Annotated in this window: 18 protein-coding genes; 10 read left to right on the plus strand and 8 right to left on the minus strand. The window is 37.6% G+C overall.

The window, feature by feature from the left end; all coding sequences use genetic code 11:
- Nucleotide 1 precedes the first annotated feature (1 nt).
- Genes Q0794_RS00135 through Q0794_RS00145 form a run of 3 tightly spaced genes read right to left on the minus strand, consistent with a single transcriptional unit; the run spans nucleotide 2 to nucleotide 2,698 of the window.
- Nucleotides 2-475, minus strand: coding sequence for a DUF494 domain-containing protein (locus Q0794_RS00135; RefSeq protein WP_298939339.1), 474 nt, complete (start codon nucleotides 473-475; stop codon nucleotides 2-4).
- A 2-nt stretch (nucleotides 476-477) separates the two neighbouring features.
- The gene (gene dprA / locus Q0794_RS00140) at nucleotides 478-1,587 is read right to left on the minus strand and encodes a DNA-processing protein DprA (RefSeq protein ID WP_366522480.1); all 1,110 of its coding nucleotides are present in this window, start codon (nucleotides 1,585-1,587) and stop codon (nucleotides 478-480) included.
- Between the two features lie 31 nt (nucleotides 1,588-1,618).
- Complete coding sequence (locus tag Q0794_RS00145; RefSeq protein ID WP_298939340.1) at nucleotides 1,619-2,698, minus strand: LysM domain-containing protein; 1,080 nt, start codon at nucleotides 2,696-2,698, stop codon at nucleotides 1,619-1,621.
- A 94-nt stretch (nucleotides 2,699-2,792) separates the two neighbouring features.
- Here Q0794_RS00145 and def point away from each other — a divergent pair, with 94 nt between their 5' ends.
- The 6 genes from def (at nucleotide 2,793) to Q0794_RS00175 (ending at nucleotide 9,430) form a co-directional block, all read left to right on the plus strand.
- On the plus strand, nucleotides 2,793-3,305 hold the full coding sequence (gene def, locus Q0794_RS00150; protein ID WP_298939342.1) for a peptide deformylase: 513 nt from the start codon (nucleotides 2,793-2,795) through the stop codon (nucleotides 3,303-3,305).
- A 30-nt stretch (nucleotides 3,306-3,335) separates the two neighbouring features.
- Entirely contained in the window at nucleotides 3,336-4,289 is a 954-nt protein-coding gene (gene fmt / locus Q0794_RS00155) for a methionyl-tRNA formyltransferase (protein WP_298939344.1), read from the plus strand.
- Nucleotides 4,290-4,295: 6 nt separating this feature from the next.
- On the plus strand, nucleotides 4,296-5,594 hold the full coding sequence (gene rsmB, locus Q0794_RS00160) for a 16S rRNA (cytosine(967)-C(5))-methyltransferase RsmB (RefSeq protein WP_298939346.1): 1,299 nt from the start codon (nucleotides 4,296-4,298) through the stop codon (nucleotides 5,592-5,594).
- A 35-nt stretch (nucleotides 5,595-5,629) separates the two neighbouring features.
- Nucleotides 5,630-7,006 carry a Trk system potassium transporter TrkA gene (gene trkA / locus Q0794_RS00165; protein WP_298939348.1) on the plus strand — a complete coding sequence of 459 codons (1,377 nt, stop codon included), beginning with the start codon at nucleotides 5,630-5,632 and terminating at the stop codon, nucleotides 7,004-7,006.
- A gap of 10 nt (nucleotides 7,007-7,016) precedes the next feature.
- Nucleotides 7,017-8,462, plus strand: coding sequence for a TrkH family potassium uptake protein (locus Q0794_RS00170; protein ID WP_298939350.1), 1,446 nt, complete (start codon nucleotides 7,017-7,019; stop codon nucleotides 8,460-8,462).
- A gap of 77 nt (nucleotides 8,463-8,539) precedes the next feature.
- Nucleotides 8,540-9,430: a LysR family transcriptional regulator gene (locus Q0794_RS00175; RefSeq protein ID WP_298939352.1), complete on the plus strand. Its 891-nt coding sequence runs from the start codon at nucleotides 8,540-8,542 to the stop codon at nucleotides 9,428-9,430.
- Nucleotides 9,431-9,449: 19 nt separating this feature from the next.
- Here the strand turns inward: Q0794_RS00175 and rmuC are convergent, their stop codons facing one another.
- The gene (gene rmuC / locus Q0794_RS00180; protein WP_298939354.1) at nucleotides 9,450-10,808 is read right to left on the minus strand and encodes a DNA recombination protein RmuC; all 1,359 of its coding nucleotides are present in this window, start codon (nucleotides 10,806-10,808) and stop codon (nucleotides 9,450-9,452) included.
- Between the two features lies 1 nt (nucleotide 10,809).
- A complete protein-coding gene (locus tag Q0794_RS00185; RefSeq protein ID WP_298939356.1) occupies nucleotides 10,810-11,061 on the minus strand; it encodes a hypothetical protein in 252 nt (83 codons plus the stop codon).
- 277 nt (nucleotides 11,062-11,338) lie between these two features.
- Here Q0794_RS00185 and glmS point away from each other — a divergent pair, with 277 nt between their 5' ends.
- Nucleotides 11,339-13,171 (plus strand): glutamine--fructose-6-phosphate transaminase (isomerizing), encoded by a 1,833-nt coding sequence (gene glmS, locus Q0794_RS00190; protein WP_298939358.1) that lies wholly within the window; start codon nucleotides 11,339-11,341, stop codon nucleotides 13,169-13,171.
- Between the two features lie 94 nt (nucleotides 13,172-13,265).
- On the opposite strand, the gene Q0794_RS00195 is transcribed toward glmS, so the two are convergent.
- The 3 genes from Q0794_RS00195 to Q0794_RS00205 all read right to left on the minus strand — a co-directional run bounded on the left by Q0794_RS00195 (nucleotide 13,266) and on the right by Q0794_RS00205 (nucleotide 16,038).
- Complete coding sequence (locus Q0794_RS00195; RefSeq protein ID WP_298939360.1) at nucleotides 13,266-14,204, minus strand: cache domain-containing protein; 939 nt, start codon at nucleotides 14,202-14,204, stop codon at nucleotides 13,266-13,268.
- A gap of 587 nt (nucleotides 14,205-14,791) precedes the next feature.
- On the minus strand, nucleotides 14,792-15,229 hold the full coding sequence (locus Q0794_RS00200; RefSeq protein ID WP_298939362.1) for an HIT family protein: 438 nt from the start codon (nucleotides 15,227-15,229) through the stop codon (nucleotides 14,792-14,794).
- Between the two features lie 107 nt (nucleotides 15,230-15,336).
- Nucleotides 15,337-16,038: a hypothetical protein gene (locus Q0794_RS00205; RefSeq protein ID WP_298939364.1), complete on the minus strand. Its 702-nt coding sequence runs from the start codon at nucleotides 16,036-16,038 to the stop codon at nucleotides 15,337-15,339.
- A 595-nt stretch (nucleotides 16,039-16,633) separates the two neighbouring features.
- Here Q0794_RS00205 and Q0794_RS00210 point away from each other — a divergent pair.
- Genes Q0794_RS00210 through Q0794_RS00220 form a run of 3 tightly spaced genes read left to right on the plus strand, consistent with a single transcriptional unit; the run spans nucleotide 16,634 to nucleotide 18,588 of the window.
- Nucleotides 16,634-16,999, plus strand: a complete 366-nt coding sequence (locus tag Q0794_RS00210; protein ID WP_298939366.1) for a response regulator — start codon at nucleotides 16,634-16,636, stop codon at nucleotides 16,997-16,999.
- Nucleotides 16,996-17,625: a histidine kinase gene (locus Q0794_RS00215; RefSeq protein WP_298939368.1), complete on the plus strand. Its 630-nt coding sequence runs from the start codon at nucleotides 16,996-16,998 to the stop codon at nucleotides 17,623-17,625. Before Q0794_RS00210 ends, Q0794_RS00215 begins: the two co-directional genes overlap by 4 nt.
- A 6-nt stretch (nucleotides 17,626-17,631) precedes the next feature.
- Nucleotides 17,632-18,588, plus strand: coding sequence for a diguanylate cyclase (locus tag Q0794_RS00220; protein ID WP_298939370.1), 957 nt, complete (start codon nucleotides 17,632-17,634; stop codon nucleotides 18,586-18,588).
- Nucleotides 18,589-18,873: the final 285 nt, after the last annotated feature.

Raw genomic sequence — 18,873 nt, forward strand, 5'->3', positions numbered from 1 at the left:
ACTAATGGATTAATCCATCTTCAAAGTCCATCAGCATAGATTCTAATTGTAAGAACGCGTCATCACTAACAGGGTCGTTAAATAAAACCATGAGTATCAGCCATTTCACATCTTCTAATATCAATTCACCACTGTCTAAAGACATAATGCAATCAATCACCATTTCACGTGTGTGTGTGGTTAATATTTTCGCTTCTTCTAGATAGTGAATATAATTACGGCACTCTAAAGAGATTTGGCGTTGCTCTTGTTTGTTATAAATACGGTGCGATGTCTTTTTTTCTGCTGTCGCTCTCGTTTGAGGCTCTTGGTTGTGCATGTTTGCAAGGTTGTCTAACCAAGCCAACGCTTTGGTTATTTCTGACTTTTGAAAACCTTCTTGCATTAATTCATCGGTCACCTCTTGCGTATCAAGCTCCATGGTTTGGTCAACTTGTATATAGCTTTCAAAGAGATACATGATAATTTCGAACATAACTAACCTTTTAACTTGGTGTAACCTTGCGGTTGGACGTTAATTATACCATTTATCTCTAATTCTATTAACTCATTTTGTAAGCTCACTACATCCATTCCACTACGTGCCAAAATTGTTTCAAAACTGGTTAGGTTATAATCAATTAGTGCCAGTAAAGGAGACTGATTTTTAGTTAAGGTGAGTTGTTCTATTGTGTTTGAGGTCAATAAATTTAAGGTGGGAAATTCATTAATAATATCATCACTATCGAGTATCAATTTTGCTCCTTGTTGAATTAATTTCAAACAACCACATGCTTGAGGATTATCGACCGACCCAGGTAGCGCAAACACTTCTCTATTTTGCTCGGTTGCATAACGTGCAGTAATTAATGATCCACTTTTTAAGGAGGCTTCAATCACTAACGTTCCTAGACTCAAACCCGAGATAATGCGATTACGCCTTGGGAAATTACTCGGATAGGCTGGCGTATTGGGCCAAAATTCAGAGATCAATAGTCCTTTTTCACGAATACCAGCTGCGAGTGAAGCATGACGTTTTGGGTAGATGTTATTTAAGCCTGTTCCTAGTACCGCAATCGTAGAGCCTATTTCTTTTAGTGCTCCTTGGTGTGCCATTCCATCAATACCTATAGCTAAGCCACTGGTAATGGTTAAACCTGCTTTAGAAAGGCTTTGTGCTAGGTCATGGGCTTTTTCTTTGCCATAGGGAGTACAGCTGCGACTGCCGATAATGGCTATTTGTGGAGCGTTTAAGAGGTTCAGATTACCTTGCGTAAATAAGAGCAACGGCGGGCTACTTATTTGTTTCAATAATAAAGGGTAACGTGGATCGCCATAGCTGATGATATTACGATCATCCGCATTTTGTTGCCAATCCAGACAAGATTGAATGTGTGCTTTATTAGGATGTAGAAAAGCATCTATTTGTTCAGATTTGAGGTTAAGCGCTGCTAATTGTTGTTGATTAAGTTTAAATAGTTGTTCAATGGAATAGTGAGATAAAAGCGTAAAAACTTTACGCTTTTGAAGTGCTGGAATAGCATCAAGTGCTATCCAGCAATAGAGGGAATCTACAATGGCATCCTGTTCAAATAGATTTTTTTGAATAACAACCTCTCTTAATTAAAGAGGTTATAGTTTAAAACGCTAACCCTTCAATTTTGTATGTAGAACCAATCACATCTCTACCACGCATAAGTATTGCAATACTTATGTTTTCATACACTTTAAAGACCATCAACTCACCAACACGCTCCGCGGGTAGCTGTAAATCAGCATCACCTATTTGGTCAAAAGCATTACTGTCTTCTTGATAAATGATTTCTTCGTTATTTACTAATAAAGCTTGCCCTGAACGTAAAATAGAAAACATAGAGCCGATTTGAATATCGTCCTGTTTACCTTTATCAATCACAACAATATCCCATTTACCAATAGCGGCTGTACCATTAATAGCCGCTAAGATATTACCCTTAATGGTTTTTGGAACAGGTTTAGGGATAAAGTAAGCAGGTATTGTTTCATACTCTGGAATCGCTAATATCAAATCGCCTTGACGCGCTTCGCGAGAACTTTTGATTAAATCATGTGGCGTTACTTTATCTGTCGTATCAACATTTGGACTTTGCGATACTTGTGATTGCCCGATAAAGATTAATTCAGTTCCTAAGTTTTTGCCAGCTGGTCCTTTATAATTTTTTCCTAAGCGATAAATACCATAAAGTTTATTTTTATCATATTGGCCTTGAGCGTAGAAAATGTCACCTTCAAAGAAACGAGGAGAACCTACTGAATCACCTAATAAACGTGGTGTTCCTTCTAATAAAGCGGGGTCAATAATGTGATCTTTTGATAAGAAGGCAGAAAGCATCTCTAATGGAATAATAGGAATCGCTTGGCTTTTCTCTTCTAAACGAGGAATTGGCGATAATTTTTTTAAGCGTTTGCGTGTAAGTCTCGGCTCACCATCTATCCATATAAGATTTAAAATATCACCTGGGTAAATTAAATGAGGGTTCGCAATTTGGCTATTGTTATCCCATAAGCGAGGCCATAACCATGGACTATTTAAAAATAATGCTGAGATGTCCCATAGCGTATCGCCTTTTTTCACTATGTAGGTATCAGGGTGATCTGCTCTTAACTTTAGCGTGTCTGCAAGCGCTGTCATCGACAAAACAATACCAATGATCAGCGATGCAATAAATTTTAATTTCATAACAATCCTTGTCCTGTGATTAATAAAACTGTTTTTTATAAAGGGAAATGACTAGAATTAACTTTTTAATATTAATTATGAGCAGAATAATACCATGCCTTTACTTGAAGTATTACATTTTCCAGATGATCGTTTAAGAACAGTTGCTAAACCTGTTGAAGAGATCACCCCTGAAATCAAGCAATTCGCTGCAGATATGATTGAAACCATGTATGACGAAGATGGTGTTGGACTAGCGGCAACGCAAGTTAACTTTCATCAGCGTCTTGTTGTGATCGATGTTTCTGCTGAGCGTGATCAACCGCTTGTATTAATTAACCCAACTATCTTAGAGAGAGATGGCGTAGAAATCTCTGAAGAAGGTTGTTTATCTGTTCCTGAAACGAATGCAGAAGTTGAGCGTGCAGAGTTTGTTACTTTACAATATCAAGATGTAGAGGGCGAAACACATGTGGTTAAAGCAGATGGTTTATTTGCTGTGTGTATTCAACATGAGTTGGATCATTTAAAAGGCAAGTTATTCATTGATTACTTATCGCCATTTAAGCAAAAACGCATTAAAGCGAAACTTGAAAAGCTTAAGCGTCAAAAAGAAAAATTCTCATAATTTATCATTACATTTGTTTAAGGTTGTTTCGTGGAAAAACTAAAAATAATTTTTGCAGGCACGCCTGATTTTGCTGCCAATCATTTACAAGCACTGATCGACGCTGAATTTGATGTCGTTGCTGTTTATAGTCAACCAGATCGTCCAGCTGGGCGCGGTAAAAAGTTGACAGCAAGCGCAGTAAAAGAAGTGGCACTCGCAAATGATATTGCTGTTTATCAACCAGAAAACTTTAAACAAAGCGATAGTGTTGAACAACTTGCTGCATTAAATGCAGACTTAATGATCGTGGTGGCTTATGGGTTAATTTTACCTACGAGTGTATTAACCACGCCTCGTCTAGGTTGTTTAAATGTTCATGGTTCATTATTGCCAAGATGGCGAGGTGCTGCACCTTTCCAACGTGCTATTTGGGCGGGTGATAAAGAAACCGGTGTGACGATTATGCAAATGGATGAAGGGCTTGATACTGGTGATATGCTTAAGAAAGTAAGTTGCCCTATTGATGCGCATGAAACCAGTGCATCTCTTTATGCGAAAGTTGCAAAGCAGGCGCCCGCTGTTTTAATTGAAACCATTAATCAATTACAAGCTGGTGAGTTAGTGGCAGAAAAGCAAGATGAAAATGCTGCTACTTATGCGAAAAAATTAAGTAAAGTCGAAGCGCAAATTAATTGGCAAGACGATGCGCAATTTATTGACCGCTGTATTCGTGCTTTTAATCCGTGGCCAATCAGTCATTTTGAATGGGCAGGGCAAGTCATTAAAGTACACCAAGCTAAAATCGTTGATACTGAAACCACTGCCATTGCAGGTGCTGTCTTAAAAGTCGACAAGCAAGGTATTCAAGTAGCGACGGGTAAAGGTGTTTTAAATCTAGAAATAATTCAATTAGCAGGTAAAAAAGCGATGCCTGTCGCAGATGTTTTAAACTCTCGTCATGATCTGTTTAGCACATCAAGCAACTTACTCGAACAAGGTTAATAATAAATGAATGTACGTGCGATTGCCGCTAAAGTATTAAATCAAGTGGTAGAAAAGGGGCAATCGTTATCACAAGCATTGCCTGCGATTCAACAAGACCTCACCCCTAAAGATAAAGCTTTAGTACAAATGCTGTGTTACGGAGTATTACGTACTCTGCCTCGCTTAGATTTTTTCTGTCGTTCATTAATGAAAAAGCCATTAACCGGTAAACAACGTGATTTACACTTTCTGATTTTAGTCGGTATTTATCAGTTGTTGTATACCCGTATTCCAAGCCATGCAGCTGTTGGTGAAACGGTTAACGGTGCTAAAGCCCTTAAAAAACCTGCATTAAAAGGCATGATCAATGGCGTGTTACGTAGTTTTTTACGCGAACAAGAAAGCTTAATTGAGCAAGCCGATCAACAACCTGCATTATTATATTGTCACCCAAGTTGGTTAGTTAAACGTCTTCAAGCAGCTTATGGCGAAGAAAAAGCAGCGCAAATCATGACGGACAATAATCAACAAGCGCCAATGTGGTTGCGTGTAAATTCACGCTTTCATGATCGTGAACAATATCTTGCTCTATTAACAGAGCAAGATAAAAAGGCAGACATTGCAGAGGGTAATGACAATGCATTATGTTTAGAAAATGCCTGTGATGTTTACCAGTTACCTGGGTTCTCTGAAGGTTGGGTGTCAGTGCAAGATGGCGCTGCGCAATTAGCTGCACATTATTTAGATGCACAGCCTAATGACTTGGTGTTAGATGCTTGTTCTGCGCCTGGTGGCAAAACCGTTCATACGTTAGAGCTACAACCAAAGCTTAAACAAATGGTGGCCGTTGATTTTGATGAAAAGCGTTTATTACGTGTTAAAGAAAATTTAGAAAGGTTGAATCTAGAAGCGACTGTTATTCACGGAGATGCATCTAAACCTGATGAATGGTGGTCTGGTGAACAGTTTGATCGCATTCTATGTGATGCACCTTGTAGTGCGACGGGCGTTATTCGCCGTCATCCTGATATTCGCTGGTTAAGACGTGATAGCGATATTAGTGAATTAGTGTCGTTGCAAAAGCATATTTTGAGCGCATTATGGAAAAAATTGAAACCGGGCGGTGTGTTGCTCTATGCAACGTGTTCTATTTTGCCCGATGAAAACGATCTACAAATCAAAGACTTTTTAGAAAATACAAATGATGCATCATTAATTCCATTATCTGCACAAAATAATGATGCAATAAAAAGTCGCCAAATTTTGCCTAATGAGCAAAAAATGGATGGATTTTATTACGCGAAACTACAAAAAGCGTTATAAAAACAGCAACATCAATCGATAAGCAGTGAGATAAAATGAAAATTATTATTTTAGGTGCAGGGCAAGTAGGTGCTTCTTTAGCTGAAAACCTGGTTGGCGAAAATAACGATATCACCGTAGTTGATGAAAACCACGAAGCCTTACAAGAACTACAAGATCGATTTGATTTGCGCGTAGTGCAAGGCAGTGCTTCTAGTCCACATACATTGGGCGATGCTGGTGCCATTGATGCTGACATGTTAATTGCGGTGACTAACAGTGACGAAATTAACATGGTTGCCTGCCAAATCGCTTTTACATTATTTAATGTACCTAAAAAAATAGCGCGTATTCGCTCTCAAAGTGTCGTGATGCACGAAAAAGAGCTCTTTAATAAAGATGCTTTCCCGATTGACCATATTATTGCACCAGAAAAGTTAGTAAGTGATTACATTGCACAACTAATAGAATATCCGGGTGCACTTCAAGTGGCTAACTTCGCAAATGGTAAAGTTGGGCTGGTGGCGATTCGTGCCTATTATGGTGGTTCGTTAGTAGGTAATGCTATTTCTGCTTTAAAAGAGCATATGCCTAATATCGAAGCGCGTGTAGCTGCAATATTTAGACGTGGTAAAGCGATTCGCCCACAAGGCACAACGATTATCGAAGCTGATGATGAGGTGTTCTTTATTACTGCGAGTCCAAATATTCGTGCAATTATGGGTGAGATGCAAAAGCTTGAACATCCTTATAAACGGATCATGATTGTCGGTGGTGGTTATATTGGCGAAAGCTTAGCGAAACGCTTAGAAAAAGAAAACTCAGTCAAATTGATCGAGAAAAACTACAGCCGTGCTGAATATTTGTCTGAAACATTATCGAACACGATTGTTTTTTGTGGTGACTCATCAGATCAAGATTTACTACTTGAAGAGCATATTGACCAAACAGACTTATTTATTACCGTCACCAATGATGATGAAGCGAATATCATGTCTGCGATGTTGGCAAAGCGTTTAGGTGCACGTAAAGCGATGGTATTGATTCAACGTACTGCTTACGTCGATTTGATCCAAGGGAATATCCTCGATATTGCCATCTCACCGCAACAAGCAACATTATCGGCCTTATTAACACATGTACGTAAAGCCGATTTAAAACATGTTTATTCACTGCGTGAAGGGCTAGCTGAAGCGATTGAGATTGTTGCGCGAGGCGACAGTATGACATCTAAAGTAGTGGGCAAAGAAATTTCCCAATTAAAACTCCCTAAAGGAACCAGTGTTGGCGCTATTGTGCGTGATGAACAGGTACTGATTGCACATGATGACACGGTAATAGAAACCGATGACCACGTTATCCTATTCTTAGTGAATAAAAAGTACATCAGTGATATTGAAAAACTATTCCAACCAAGTCCGTTCTTCTTGTAAGAGAGACTAGATGAACTATCGTCCACTGTTTTTTATCACGGGGTTAGTACTGTCAAAAATGGCAGTATTTATGTATTTCCCCATGATATTAGCTTTTTATTACCAATCTTTTGGTGGGATGGAGTTCTTAGCGTCAATCATCATTACACATCTAGCATCGTTCGCTTTCTTATACATTGGTGGTGAAACTAATCGCTCCCATTTGGGGGTGAAAGAAATGTTTATGCTGACCACTGGGGTGTGGATCTTAGCGAGTTTATTTGCCGCCTTGCCCTTTGTGTTTATTCAACATATTAGTTATAGCGACGCCTTCTTTGAAACCATGTCTGGCATTACAACCACGGGTAGTACGGTATTACATGGTTTAGATACCATGCACCCAAGCATTTTATTATGGCGATCTATTCTGCAATGGTTAGGCGGGGTAGGTTTCATTGTTATGGGGGTTGCGATATTACCGTTTTTAAATGTCGGTGGTATGCGCTTATTCCAAACGGAATCTTCCGATTGGTCTGATAAATCGTCCTCCAAAACACGCCGTGTTGCGTTAGATATTTTGCTTGTCTATGTTTCTTTAACCGTTTGTTGCTTTGTTGGTTATCGTTTTGCTGGAATGGAAAACTTCGATGCAGTAAATCACGCGATGACCACCATCTCTACGGGAGGTTACTCAACCTCTGATAGCTCAATGGGGCATTTCTCACATTTTGCCCATTGGAACGCTATTATCTTTATGTTTCTAGGTGGACTGCCTTTTCTGTTGATGATTAGAGGAATGAAACAAAAATCGCTACAGCCGTTATGGAAAGATGCTCAAATTCAAGGTTTTGCCTTGTTGGTGACTGTTTGTTCATTAAGTTTAAGTGCTTATTTAGTCATGAGTGACCAATTTTCATGGGCAGATGCGATTCGCTTAAGTGTTTTTAATGTGGTTTCAGTCGTTACAACCACAGGTTTTGGATTAGATGATTTCCTTACTTGGGGTGATTTTAGTTTAATTGTCTTTAGTGGATTATTGTTTACTGGCGCCTGTTCGGGATCAACCTCTGGTGGGATGAAAATATTCCGCTTTCAAATTGCTTTCAGTCTTTTAAAGCGTCACTTAATGTTATTAATGCATCCTCATGCTTTGTTTCCTCAAAAATACAATAATCGTAAAGTCAGTGATGAAATTCTACGTTCATTAGTTGCCTTTGTGATTGCTTATATGACGACGATTGGCGTTTCTACTCTGTTGTTGACCTTATTTGGCTCTCATTCCATGGTGGCATTAACCGCCTCAATTACTGCTGTTTCTAATGTTGGTCCTGGTTTAGTTGAATCAATTGGCCCATCGGGTAACTTTGCTGCGCTGCCAGACCCTTCTAAGTGGGTTTTATCTATTGGTATGTTAATGGGACGTTTAGAGATTTTAACGGTCGCAGTGATGCTTACTCGTCATTTTTGGCGTCGATAAGTCTAGCGGATCCCTTTAACTATTTACTAGCAATGACTCCACCAGCAATGAATGTTCACTCGCTTTCAAGGTAAATAATGATTAATCAAAAACACTTAAATACCTTTATGAAATTGGTTGAGACTAAGCACTTTACGCATACTGCCGAACAGCTGTTTATGACTCAACCTGGCGTGACACAACACATCAAAAAACTCGAAAAGCATTTTAATACTTTGCTATTAGCCCGTTATGGTAAACAGTTTGAATTAACCTTGGCAGGTGAAAAGCTTTATCAAATGGGATTAAGTGTGCGTGCGTTAGAAGAGCAGCTAAGTGAAAGCATTAATCATGATGATCCGACACAAGGTATTTGCTCAATAACTTGCTCTGGCGCACTCGCTAATTTTCTTTACCCTTATTTTGTGCAGCAACAAAGTGTGCATCCTAAACTAAGTGTTTTTGTTGAAGCGGCGCCTAATCAGAATATTATTAATGACTTACTCAGTAACAAAATAGATTTAGGGATCGTGACCCGACAAACAGAGCATGAACAACTAAAACAAACGCTGGTGGGTTATGAAGAGCTACAGCTGGTGTTACCTGCGAATGCAGATGTAGACTTAGCGCAAGGTTGGAATTTTTCTGCTCTTAACCAACTTGGATTTATTAATCATCCCGATGGTTTGCACTTCCTTGAAAAGGTTTTCTCAAGCAACTTTACGGCAGACTATAAAGGCCCTAGCAGCCTTAATATTAAAGGTTACGTGAATCAATTACAGCAAATACTACTGCCCGTTGCGCAAGGGGTTGGATACACTATTTTACAAAAGCGTGCAGTGCAGCAATTTAGTCAACCACAGCAATTAAAGGTACTGCCATTAACTTATGCAGTTCAAGAGTCTCTGTATTTAACTCAAAAACGTTATCGTCAATTGCCTTCACGCTACCAATGGTTTGAAAATAAAATAAAGCAGCTTTTAGGATGAAGGAATTGTTTAGCTAGCGCTATTCACTCAACTGCTCTGGATCTGGGTTCTGCTGGGTAAGCTGATCTGCGATAGGGCGCTTAATCGGGACACCTAAGCCTTTTAATTGCTCTGCCTGTTGTATCACGTTGCCACGTCCAGAACTAAGCTGCTTGAGTGCGCTATGGTAGGTTTTTTGTGCTTTATCTATCTGAGAGCCGACTTCTAAGAAGTTATCACTGAATAAACGCAATTTATCGTATAATTTACTCGCTTGCTGTGCGATTAACTGACCATTATTTTCCTGACGTTGAAAACGCCATAAGTTTTCAATCGTACGTAGTGCAATCATTAAGTTACTTGGGCTGGCTAATAAAATATTATTGTCTAACGCTAATTGTACTAAGCTAGGATCATGCTCTAAAGCAACAATAAAGGCAGGTTCAACAGCCACAAATAACAGTACATAATCCAAGGTGTTGGCACCAATTAAGTCCTGATAATCCTTTTTACCTAACCCTCTAATATGTTGTCTTATCGATAAACAATGCGCATCGATCGCTTGTTTCTGCTCACCTACATCTTGGCTATTGAAGTAGCGTTCATAAGCGACTAAAGAAACCTTAGAGTCGATAATAATATTGCGTTGTTGTGGTAAGTTAACAATTACGTCGGGTAAGAACCGTTGTCCTTTACTGTCTTTTAAATTGACTTGCGTTGCGTACTCATGACCTTCGCGTAACCCTGAGTTTTCTAAAATTCGCTGTAAAACGACCTCGCCCCAATTACCTTGCTGTTTATTATCGCCTTTTAAAGCGTTTGTTAGGTTTTGTGTTTCTTGATGCATTAAGTTATTCAGGTTAGCAAGCTGGTCAATTTCGCGCTTTAAATTAAAACGCTCTTTGCTTTCATTAACGTAACAATCAGTTACTTGTTTTTTAAAGCCTTCCAACTGCGTACTTAATGGATCTAACAACTGCTTAATAGACTGCTCATTCAATTGCTTAAATTGCGTGGATTTATCGTGAAAAATACGTTGTGATAATACTTCAAATTGTTGGTTTAACTTTTCTTCTGTTGCCCGCTGGTCGCGTAAACGCTGTTCGCCAGCTTGTAATCGAATATCTGATTCTCTAACGCGTGTAGTTAATTTGCTCACTTGTGCTTGTAAGCTTTCATTGTGCAGCGATAAATCATCTATTTTACTTTCTTGAGCTTCATTTTGTTGGGTTTGATGTTGTAGGTTTTGTTCTGTTAGCTTTAACGTGAGATGTTGTTCCGCTAAGGCTTTTTTAGTACGAGATAAGCTATTGAAGGTAAATAATAAAACGATCAACAGTAGGGTGCTTAATAGACCAATCAACAAGAGAGCATTGTTTGCTAATAAATCCGCAGACATTTTAATATTCCATTCTTTTTAATGCGCTTATCACATGCGGGTTAAGTCTGTTCCAGCAAAGCAGAAAAGCTAAATAAATAGCAAAAACAATCCACTTATGTAAATTTTTACCCAAGTCTAAATCTTCAAAAGCAAACGGGCCATAATAGCTATCCATGATTTTTACATAAATAGCCATAATCACAGGTAAGATCAAAACTGTTAATAATTTCCAAACTAAAGACAAAGCTTGAGTAAGCGGGGTATTTAACATGCACTTTCCAATCGATAATTGATGAACTGTAACTTTAAACAGTAATCCCATATAAGTGAATAGATAACTGTAAAAATAGAAGAGTAATGCAGGAATTGATCACCGTATTAATAATAAACAATCAATGCATTATTATGCCGTTTTCAATTAAATAATTGCCTATTTAGAGTTAAATATCGTACTTGTGCATGTTTATGCATATTTGTGCGTGATATTTACAAGGAAATGAATTAAAGTGCACAATTAATTAATTTAAAACTAATATCAGGGGAAGTTTATGTGCGGTATCGTTGGTGCAGTTGCGCAAAGAGAAGTATCTGAAATTTTAATCGAAGGTCTAAAAAAATTAGAATATCGTGGTTATGACTCAGCAGGTGTCGCCATTGTTGATAGCGAAGGTAAATTAACTCGTGTTCGTCGTTTAGGTAAAGTGAAAGAATTAGCCGATGCTGTTGAAGATATGCAAGCAATGGGCGGAACAGGTATTGCGCACACTCGTTGGGCAACACATGGTGAACCTTCTGAAGTTAATGCACATCCGCATGTTTCAGCAGACATTTCTATTGTACATAACGGCATTATCGAAAATCATGAGCCGCTACGTGAGTTATTGCAACAACGTGGTTATATTTTTAAATCTCAAACAGATACTGAAGTCATCGCACATTTAGTTGAATGGGAATTAAGAACATCAACTTCATTACGTGAAGCAGTCCAAAAAGCGGTACCTCAATTAGAAGGTGCTTACGGCATGGTGGCATTAGATAGCCGTGACCCATCTCGTTTAGTCGTAGCACGTTCAGGCAGCCCAATTGTTATCGGTCATGGTATCGGTGAAAACTTCCTCGCATCTGATCAATTAGCACTTTTAAACGTAACACGTCGTTTTACTTACCTTGAAGAAGGTGATGTTGCTGAAATTACGCGTCGTGAAGTCAGTGTTTTTGATGTAAACGGTCAGTCAATTGAACGTGAAGTGATTGAATCTACTGTTGAGCATGATGCAGGTAGTAAAGGTAAGTACCGTCACTTCATGCAAAAAGAAATTTTTGAACAACCTACTGCACTATTAAGTGCGTTAGAAGGTCGTATCAATGAAGATAGCATCGTTGTTGAAAGCATTGGTGCAGGCGCAAAAGAGATTTTATCTAAAGTACAACATGTTCAAATCATTGCTTGTGGTACATCATACAACTCAGGTATGGCTGCTCGTTACTGGTTTGAGTCACTTGCTGGTGTAAGTTGTGATGTTGAAATCGCTTCTGAATTCCGTTACCGCGACTTTGTTGTTCGTCCAAACAGCTTATTACTCACACTTTCTCAATCAGGCGAAACCGCTGATACATTAGCCGCATTACGCTTAGCGAAAGAGAAAGGCTACATGTCTGCCATGTCAATTTGTAACGTGTCTGGTTCTTCATTAGTACGTGAATCTGACTTAGCATTTATGACACGTGCAGGAACTGAAATCGGCGTAGCATCAACTAAAGCATTCACCACACAACTTGCTGCCATGTTGATTCTAGTCACAGCGATCGGTAAAGAGCAAGGCACGATTAATAAGCAGAAAGAAACTGAAATTGTGCACGCTTTACATACATTGCCTGCGCAAATTGAAAAAGCATTAGCGTTCGATAAAGAAATTGAAGCGTTAGCACCAGACTTTGCAGATAAACACCATACGCTATTTTTAGGCCGCGGTGAGTATTACCCAATCGCGATGGAAGCGGCACTGAAACTTAAAGAGATTTCTTACATTCACGCTGAAGCTTATGCAGCAGGTGAGCTAAAACATGGTCCATTAGCACTAGTTGATGCCGATATGCCTGTTGTTGTTGTCGCGCCTAACAATGACTTGTTAGAAAAGCTGAAATCAAACGTTGAAGAAGTACGTGCACGTGGCGGTTTATTGTATGTGTTTGCAGATGCGAACTCAGGGTTTGAAGCATGTGACGGTATGAAGATTATTTCACTACCTCACGTAGACCCAATCATTGCACCAATCTTCCATACAGTGCCGATGCAATTACTGTCTTACCATATCGCCTTAATCAAAGGCACGGATGTTGACCAACCACGTAACCTAGCAAAAGCGGTTACAGTAGAATAAGTTTTATTTATTCTAAATTAAAAAAGCCGACGTCAGTCGGCTTTTTGTTATCTAACGATCCAGCTTATTAATGGATCGATTATTTATTATTTATCTATTTTGCTTTTGGAAGCGGAGAGCTTGCTTCAATCGGTTCAAGAATAATACGAATACCTTCCCTATTTTTAAAAATATCTTCTAGAGATTGTGTCTTATTTTTCAATTTTTGTTCCGCTGTTTCTTGGTACTTATTACGACCCTTTAAATACTTACTCCATGATTTTGTAGCATCAGGGTGAACAAGTACTTCGTTATCCGCATCGACTAAGTAAACCAAAAAGTCAGTAGATTCCGTTAAATAACTGATAACACTGGTCATATCTAAATTGATGATCACCATGCCTGCAAATTTATCATTCAAGTATACGGGTGATGAAATCCTATAAGTTGGGTTAGGAACTTGCTCTATTTGCCCTAACTCTCTATTTAAATCAAAAGGTGAATGCCATACATCACCCGCGAGCGTGTTTGTCATTTCTATGAAATACTCTCGTTTACTTTTATTCTGAAGGGCTGATTCTTTTATGATGATCGGCGCTAAGCCTTTAGTTGATTGCTCAATACGGATTTTTTCTTGGCCATGATTATCTATAAAACGAACTTGCATATAATATTTATTGATAGTGGCCGTCGTGAGAAAAAGTTCATTTAAGCTTTCTCGATCAGATTCATTATAGCCTGCTACATATGAACTCATAAAAGGTGACTCAACGAGTGAAGTCACTAACCTTTCTTGTTGGCTAATGATGTGTTCTAAATACCCGCGTTTTATTTCAATCTCAGAGGCGGCTTTCACTTGTATAGTACTGTCGGTGTCTAAGGCGTTCGCTTTAGGTGCAATGAATCCGCTAAGTAAATTTGCAGTCAGTATCAGTAATAAGAACAGCCACGTTGAACTGCTCAATCGCCATAAAGTAAAAGCGTTGAATATATGATTATAATGTAAAGGTAACGCTTTTTTCAGTATTGTCGTGTGACTATGTTGATAATGCATTGTGTGGTCTTCCCAATTAATTCGTACCAGTCATTACTACTATTCTCATCTATCGGAGACATGCTGAAGAATGTTGATAGTTAACAACCGCTGTTTACGATAGTCATACTATTATCAAAAATAAGTAGAGCTACTTTATATCAATACATTGATGATTGCGAATAAAGTCAATATTGCTAAGTGTTATAACCCTTTTCACCATACTCCTTTCAGGCTATCCATCGTTTGATTCATCATAATGAATATGAATTTTAGACGCTATGGAAGGTAATAGAAACATTATTATTATGTGATATTAGAGTCGTGATTGATCATAATAAAAGCGGTTGCTGTGTGATTTTAAACAATTCCTTTTCCTGACTTTATTTATTTTAGAATGAGAATCATTAGATATATATCCTTCACCTCAGCTTAAAAACTTAAAGGAAATATCTTCCTGTATTTTCGAGGGCAATCCTTTACTCTTTTTACTAAACATCACATTGTTTATCATCTTAGGATTAATTCATATTTTTAGTGCTGTAGTGGTGTATTTTATGGTGAGTGATGGCGCACAAGCTATTTTAGTTCCGCTTATAAAAGCCGCGTTATAGATATGAACGCACATAAGCAGCTAGTTTAGGCAACTCTTCATCATCAGCACGTTCAAAATCATGTGAAGATAAGTAGCCTTCATAACTTTCAAAATATTTATTTACTTTAGATTCTACTCCCGTTCCATGCATTGGGAATAGTTTGCTATGCGAATGATCAACACCATAACCTTCGTTGAACATGCCTGTACGTGCAACGCCATCAAGGGCTTTATCAAGCAGCAATGCCACTTTTTTAGTGGCTAAAGTAAGCTCTGCAAGAACATCATCATCTTGTTCAAATGCATAACTAGCGTAATGCTTTTTGGGAATGACGACAGTAAAACCTTTGGTATTTAGAAATATTGATAGAAATGCTAAATGCTTATCATCTTCCCATATCTTATGACAAGGAGACTTACCTTTGACGATATCGCAAAAAATACAACTCATGTGATTTTCCATCTTTAGTGTACATAATGAGGCTAGAGAATTTATACAAATGAAGCGATGCAACAATCTCACCCACTGTTTTAGTTCCGTTTAAATGCCTTGTCAGCTTACAGTACCAATAATGTTGATTTAGATTCCCTCAGTGAACGTATTCCTTTACAAGCGGGAATTGAAAGAAAACCAAATTTATAATTTAGCGCACCTTCATATCTGTCACCTAAAGGAATAGAGCTAACAAGTTTCACAACGAAACGATCAACTTTACCAATTTTGTTTTTCTCGTATTCAATTGCTGAGTCTTGGCTTAATGTAACAAGAAGTACATTGCAAAACACACCAGAACCACCGCCATGATCCCAAGTTTGTATCAGATGAACTCCACTAAAAGAACAGCCTAAATACCTGTAACTAAAAGCACCTTCTTCATGTGCGGAAGTTATAATAGGGTAACCAGAGTCTATTTCTTCTGATGTGATACTGCCGTGATAGCGATTACTCATATTTGATTCTGTAATGTTGATAGAAACGATTTGATCACCGCCATCACTTAACCAACCAACTAAATCTTCTAAAATTCTTGGATTAATCAACTCTGAACTAATAAAGGAAAATTTTGAAGAACTAAAGTCCCGAATTAATTTATTTTTTGGTGTAAGAGTAAAAATATTTTTACCAATAACACCATGTATATCATCTCTAAAAAAACCAGCGGTGCTCAAAAGTAAAACCACAACAGGTTCTGGGCTAGGCTCTACATACAACCAAACAAGACAAGCGACAAAAGCACAAAAATTAATAATTCGATACAACAGATAGACTCCATTTGTAAGCTAACAGCTTCTTATACAGAATTATTCTGTATTTACGGTGGAAATACGGAATAGTTTAATTTGCTAAAATCTATTCAATAAGCCATCACTATAATCTAAAAACAATACTTTAACGTAAGTTATCAACTATTAATCATGTGGATAGGCAGGATCATTCCGTATTAACAACGGAAATACGGGATGGCACTTAGTGCTGATAGCAATATACAAAAATACACATTCAATATAGTCAGCTAAGTCGTTGTTGGTGGTTTGTCTTTTTTGGGCAAGATGAGTGAGAGCCTGTTTGAAATAAGTCTGCTTTTTTATTTTGTTCTTTAACGTTTAGGTCATTTTATTAATAAAGTTTGTTTATTCTTGCTTTAAATATGCTCATTAATACAAAATTAGCCTATTATTTTCTTTCTCTCTATTCATTTAGGGTAAAGTCTTATATGTGCTAATATTATTAATAAATGCATTGAGTCACTATGAAGGCATTTTCTAATAACCTAGGAATGTCTGCAATATTAGACATTATCAGAGTTAATTATGGGTTATTGGTGTGCGGACTATTTACTATGAAGGGAATAAAATGACTGTTTCTGTTTTAATTTGCGATGACTCCAATATTGCTAGAAAGCAATTGAGAAAATCGTTACCAGAGCAATTGAAAGAAAATGTGACATTTGTAACAAATGGTCAAGAGGCATTAGATGCCGTTAGGGCTAATCATTTTGATCTTTTATTCTTGGACTTAACGATGCCTGTTTTAGATGGCTTTGAGGTGTTAAGTATTATGAAAGGCGAGGGTTTGAACATAAAAACAATCGTTGTTTCTGCAGACCTTCAAAGTGAAGCGAGAAAAAAAGTGTTTGATGACGGTGCACTCGATTTTGTTAGAAAACCAGCCTCTGAAGACGCGTTACTTGAGGTATTAACTAAGCATGAATTATTATGATAGATAACGCTAATTTCAATGAAGACCAACGTGATTATTTACAAGAAATTTGTAATATAGGCATGGGACAGGCTGGCCAATCACTTTCTGTACTATTTGAACAATATGTAACGTTATCAGTACCTGCCATTGAAATTATTAGCTCTGAAGAATTAACCTCTGCACTGCATCGGCTGATTCCAGCAGAAAAAGTGTCAGCTGTTAGGCAAGGGTTTTATACTCATATTAATAACCCTAAATTTAGCGGTGAATCGTTAACCATATTCAGTAATACTAGTTTTGAAGGTTTAGCTAAACTGCTTGAGTTTGATGAAGAGATAACGCCTTCATTCGAACAAGAGATATTGTTAGAGATTTCAAATATCATCAACGGTGCTTGCTTGAGTGGCATTGCTGAACAGCTTTCAGAACGTTTTTTTAATACGCCTCCTTCTATTATCGGACAATCAATCTTAGTCGATAATTTACTTAAAAAACAAGATATTCAATGGAGCCATGCGTTATCAATAAAAATAGAATACAGTGTTAAAGAACATTCATTCCAATGTGATTTGTTACTGTTGTTACCTGATAAATCAATTAAATACCTTAAAACTATTTTAGATAAACTACTTGATGAATTTTAAAAAATTATGAGTAATGCTTTCCCATACACCAATAACATCGTTGATTCTGTAGATAATGGCATCTTTGTCGTGGATAGAAATTTCACGGTTCAGTTATGGAATAAATTTATGGATGTGCATAGTGATTTCACAGAAAATGAAATTGTTGGCTTGAATTTTTTTGAATGTTTTGATGATTTACCAAGGAAATGGTTTGAACGAAAAATTAGAAATGTTTTTTTATTAAATCAGCAATCTTACACTTCATGGGAGCAACGACCTTACCTAGTAAAACTTCCTAATGGCCGCTCGATAACGGGTGGTATTGAGTATATGTATCAAAATAGTTGTTTCACACCAATTTGTAATGATCAAAACGAAGTGGAATATGTTTGTATTACGATTAAAGATGTAACGGACAATGCGATATCTACAATACGACTTCAAGAAGCTTGTCTTGAGCTTGAGCGGGTTAGCAGTATCGATGGTCTTACACAGTTATACAATCGCTCGCATTGGGAAAAACGTTTTGTAGATGAGATTGAAAGAGTTGATAGATATGGCGGGCAAGTTTCACTTATCATGTTTGACATGGACCATTTCAAACACATCAATGATCAATATGGGCATTTATATGGTGATGAAGTGCTTAGACAAGTCTCTAAACGCTGTATAGAAACGCTACGTTCTGCTGATATTATAGGTCGATACGGCGGCGAGGAGTTTATTGTTTTTCTACCTGAAACCAACCTTGAAGAAACTGCATTAGTGGCCGAAAAGCTAAGAAAAAAAATCAGTGATTTCCCTATCTGTTATGATTCAATCGAATTACCTATCTCTATTAGTATTGGTTTTACGGCTTCTAATGGGGAAAAAAATAACACTCATAAAATGCTGACTGAAGCTGATATCGCGTTATATAAAGCCAAAGAAAATGGCAGAAATCAATGCGTTAATTATGTCGATTGCTCAAGTGATCGTTAATCACGTTATTAATTAATGCTGACCTTCCAATGTAGTTGAGCGCTATTACTGAATTCTATTACTAAACCCTATTATTGAACGCTGTTTCATTCCCTATGTGATAACACTATTAATCATCTTTATGATAAAGCTGATCATTAGTTGTGTTCGCTATTTGATTTTTGATGAAATAATTTTTAACGAGTATGGGTCTATTGTTACGATTGGTATTCATTAATAAGTTGTTTTACTAAGCGTGTTAATGTGCATGTTAGGTGGGTAAAGTTGAGTCGGCTCATATCAATT

The sequence above is a fragment of the uncultured Psychromonas sp. genome (assembly GCF_947489755.1).
Classification (GTDB): domain Bacteria; phylum Pseudomonadota; class Gammaproteobacteria; order Enterobacterales; family Psychromonadaceae; genus Psychromonas.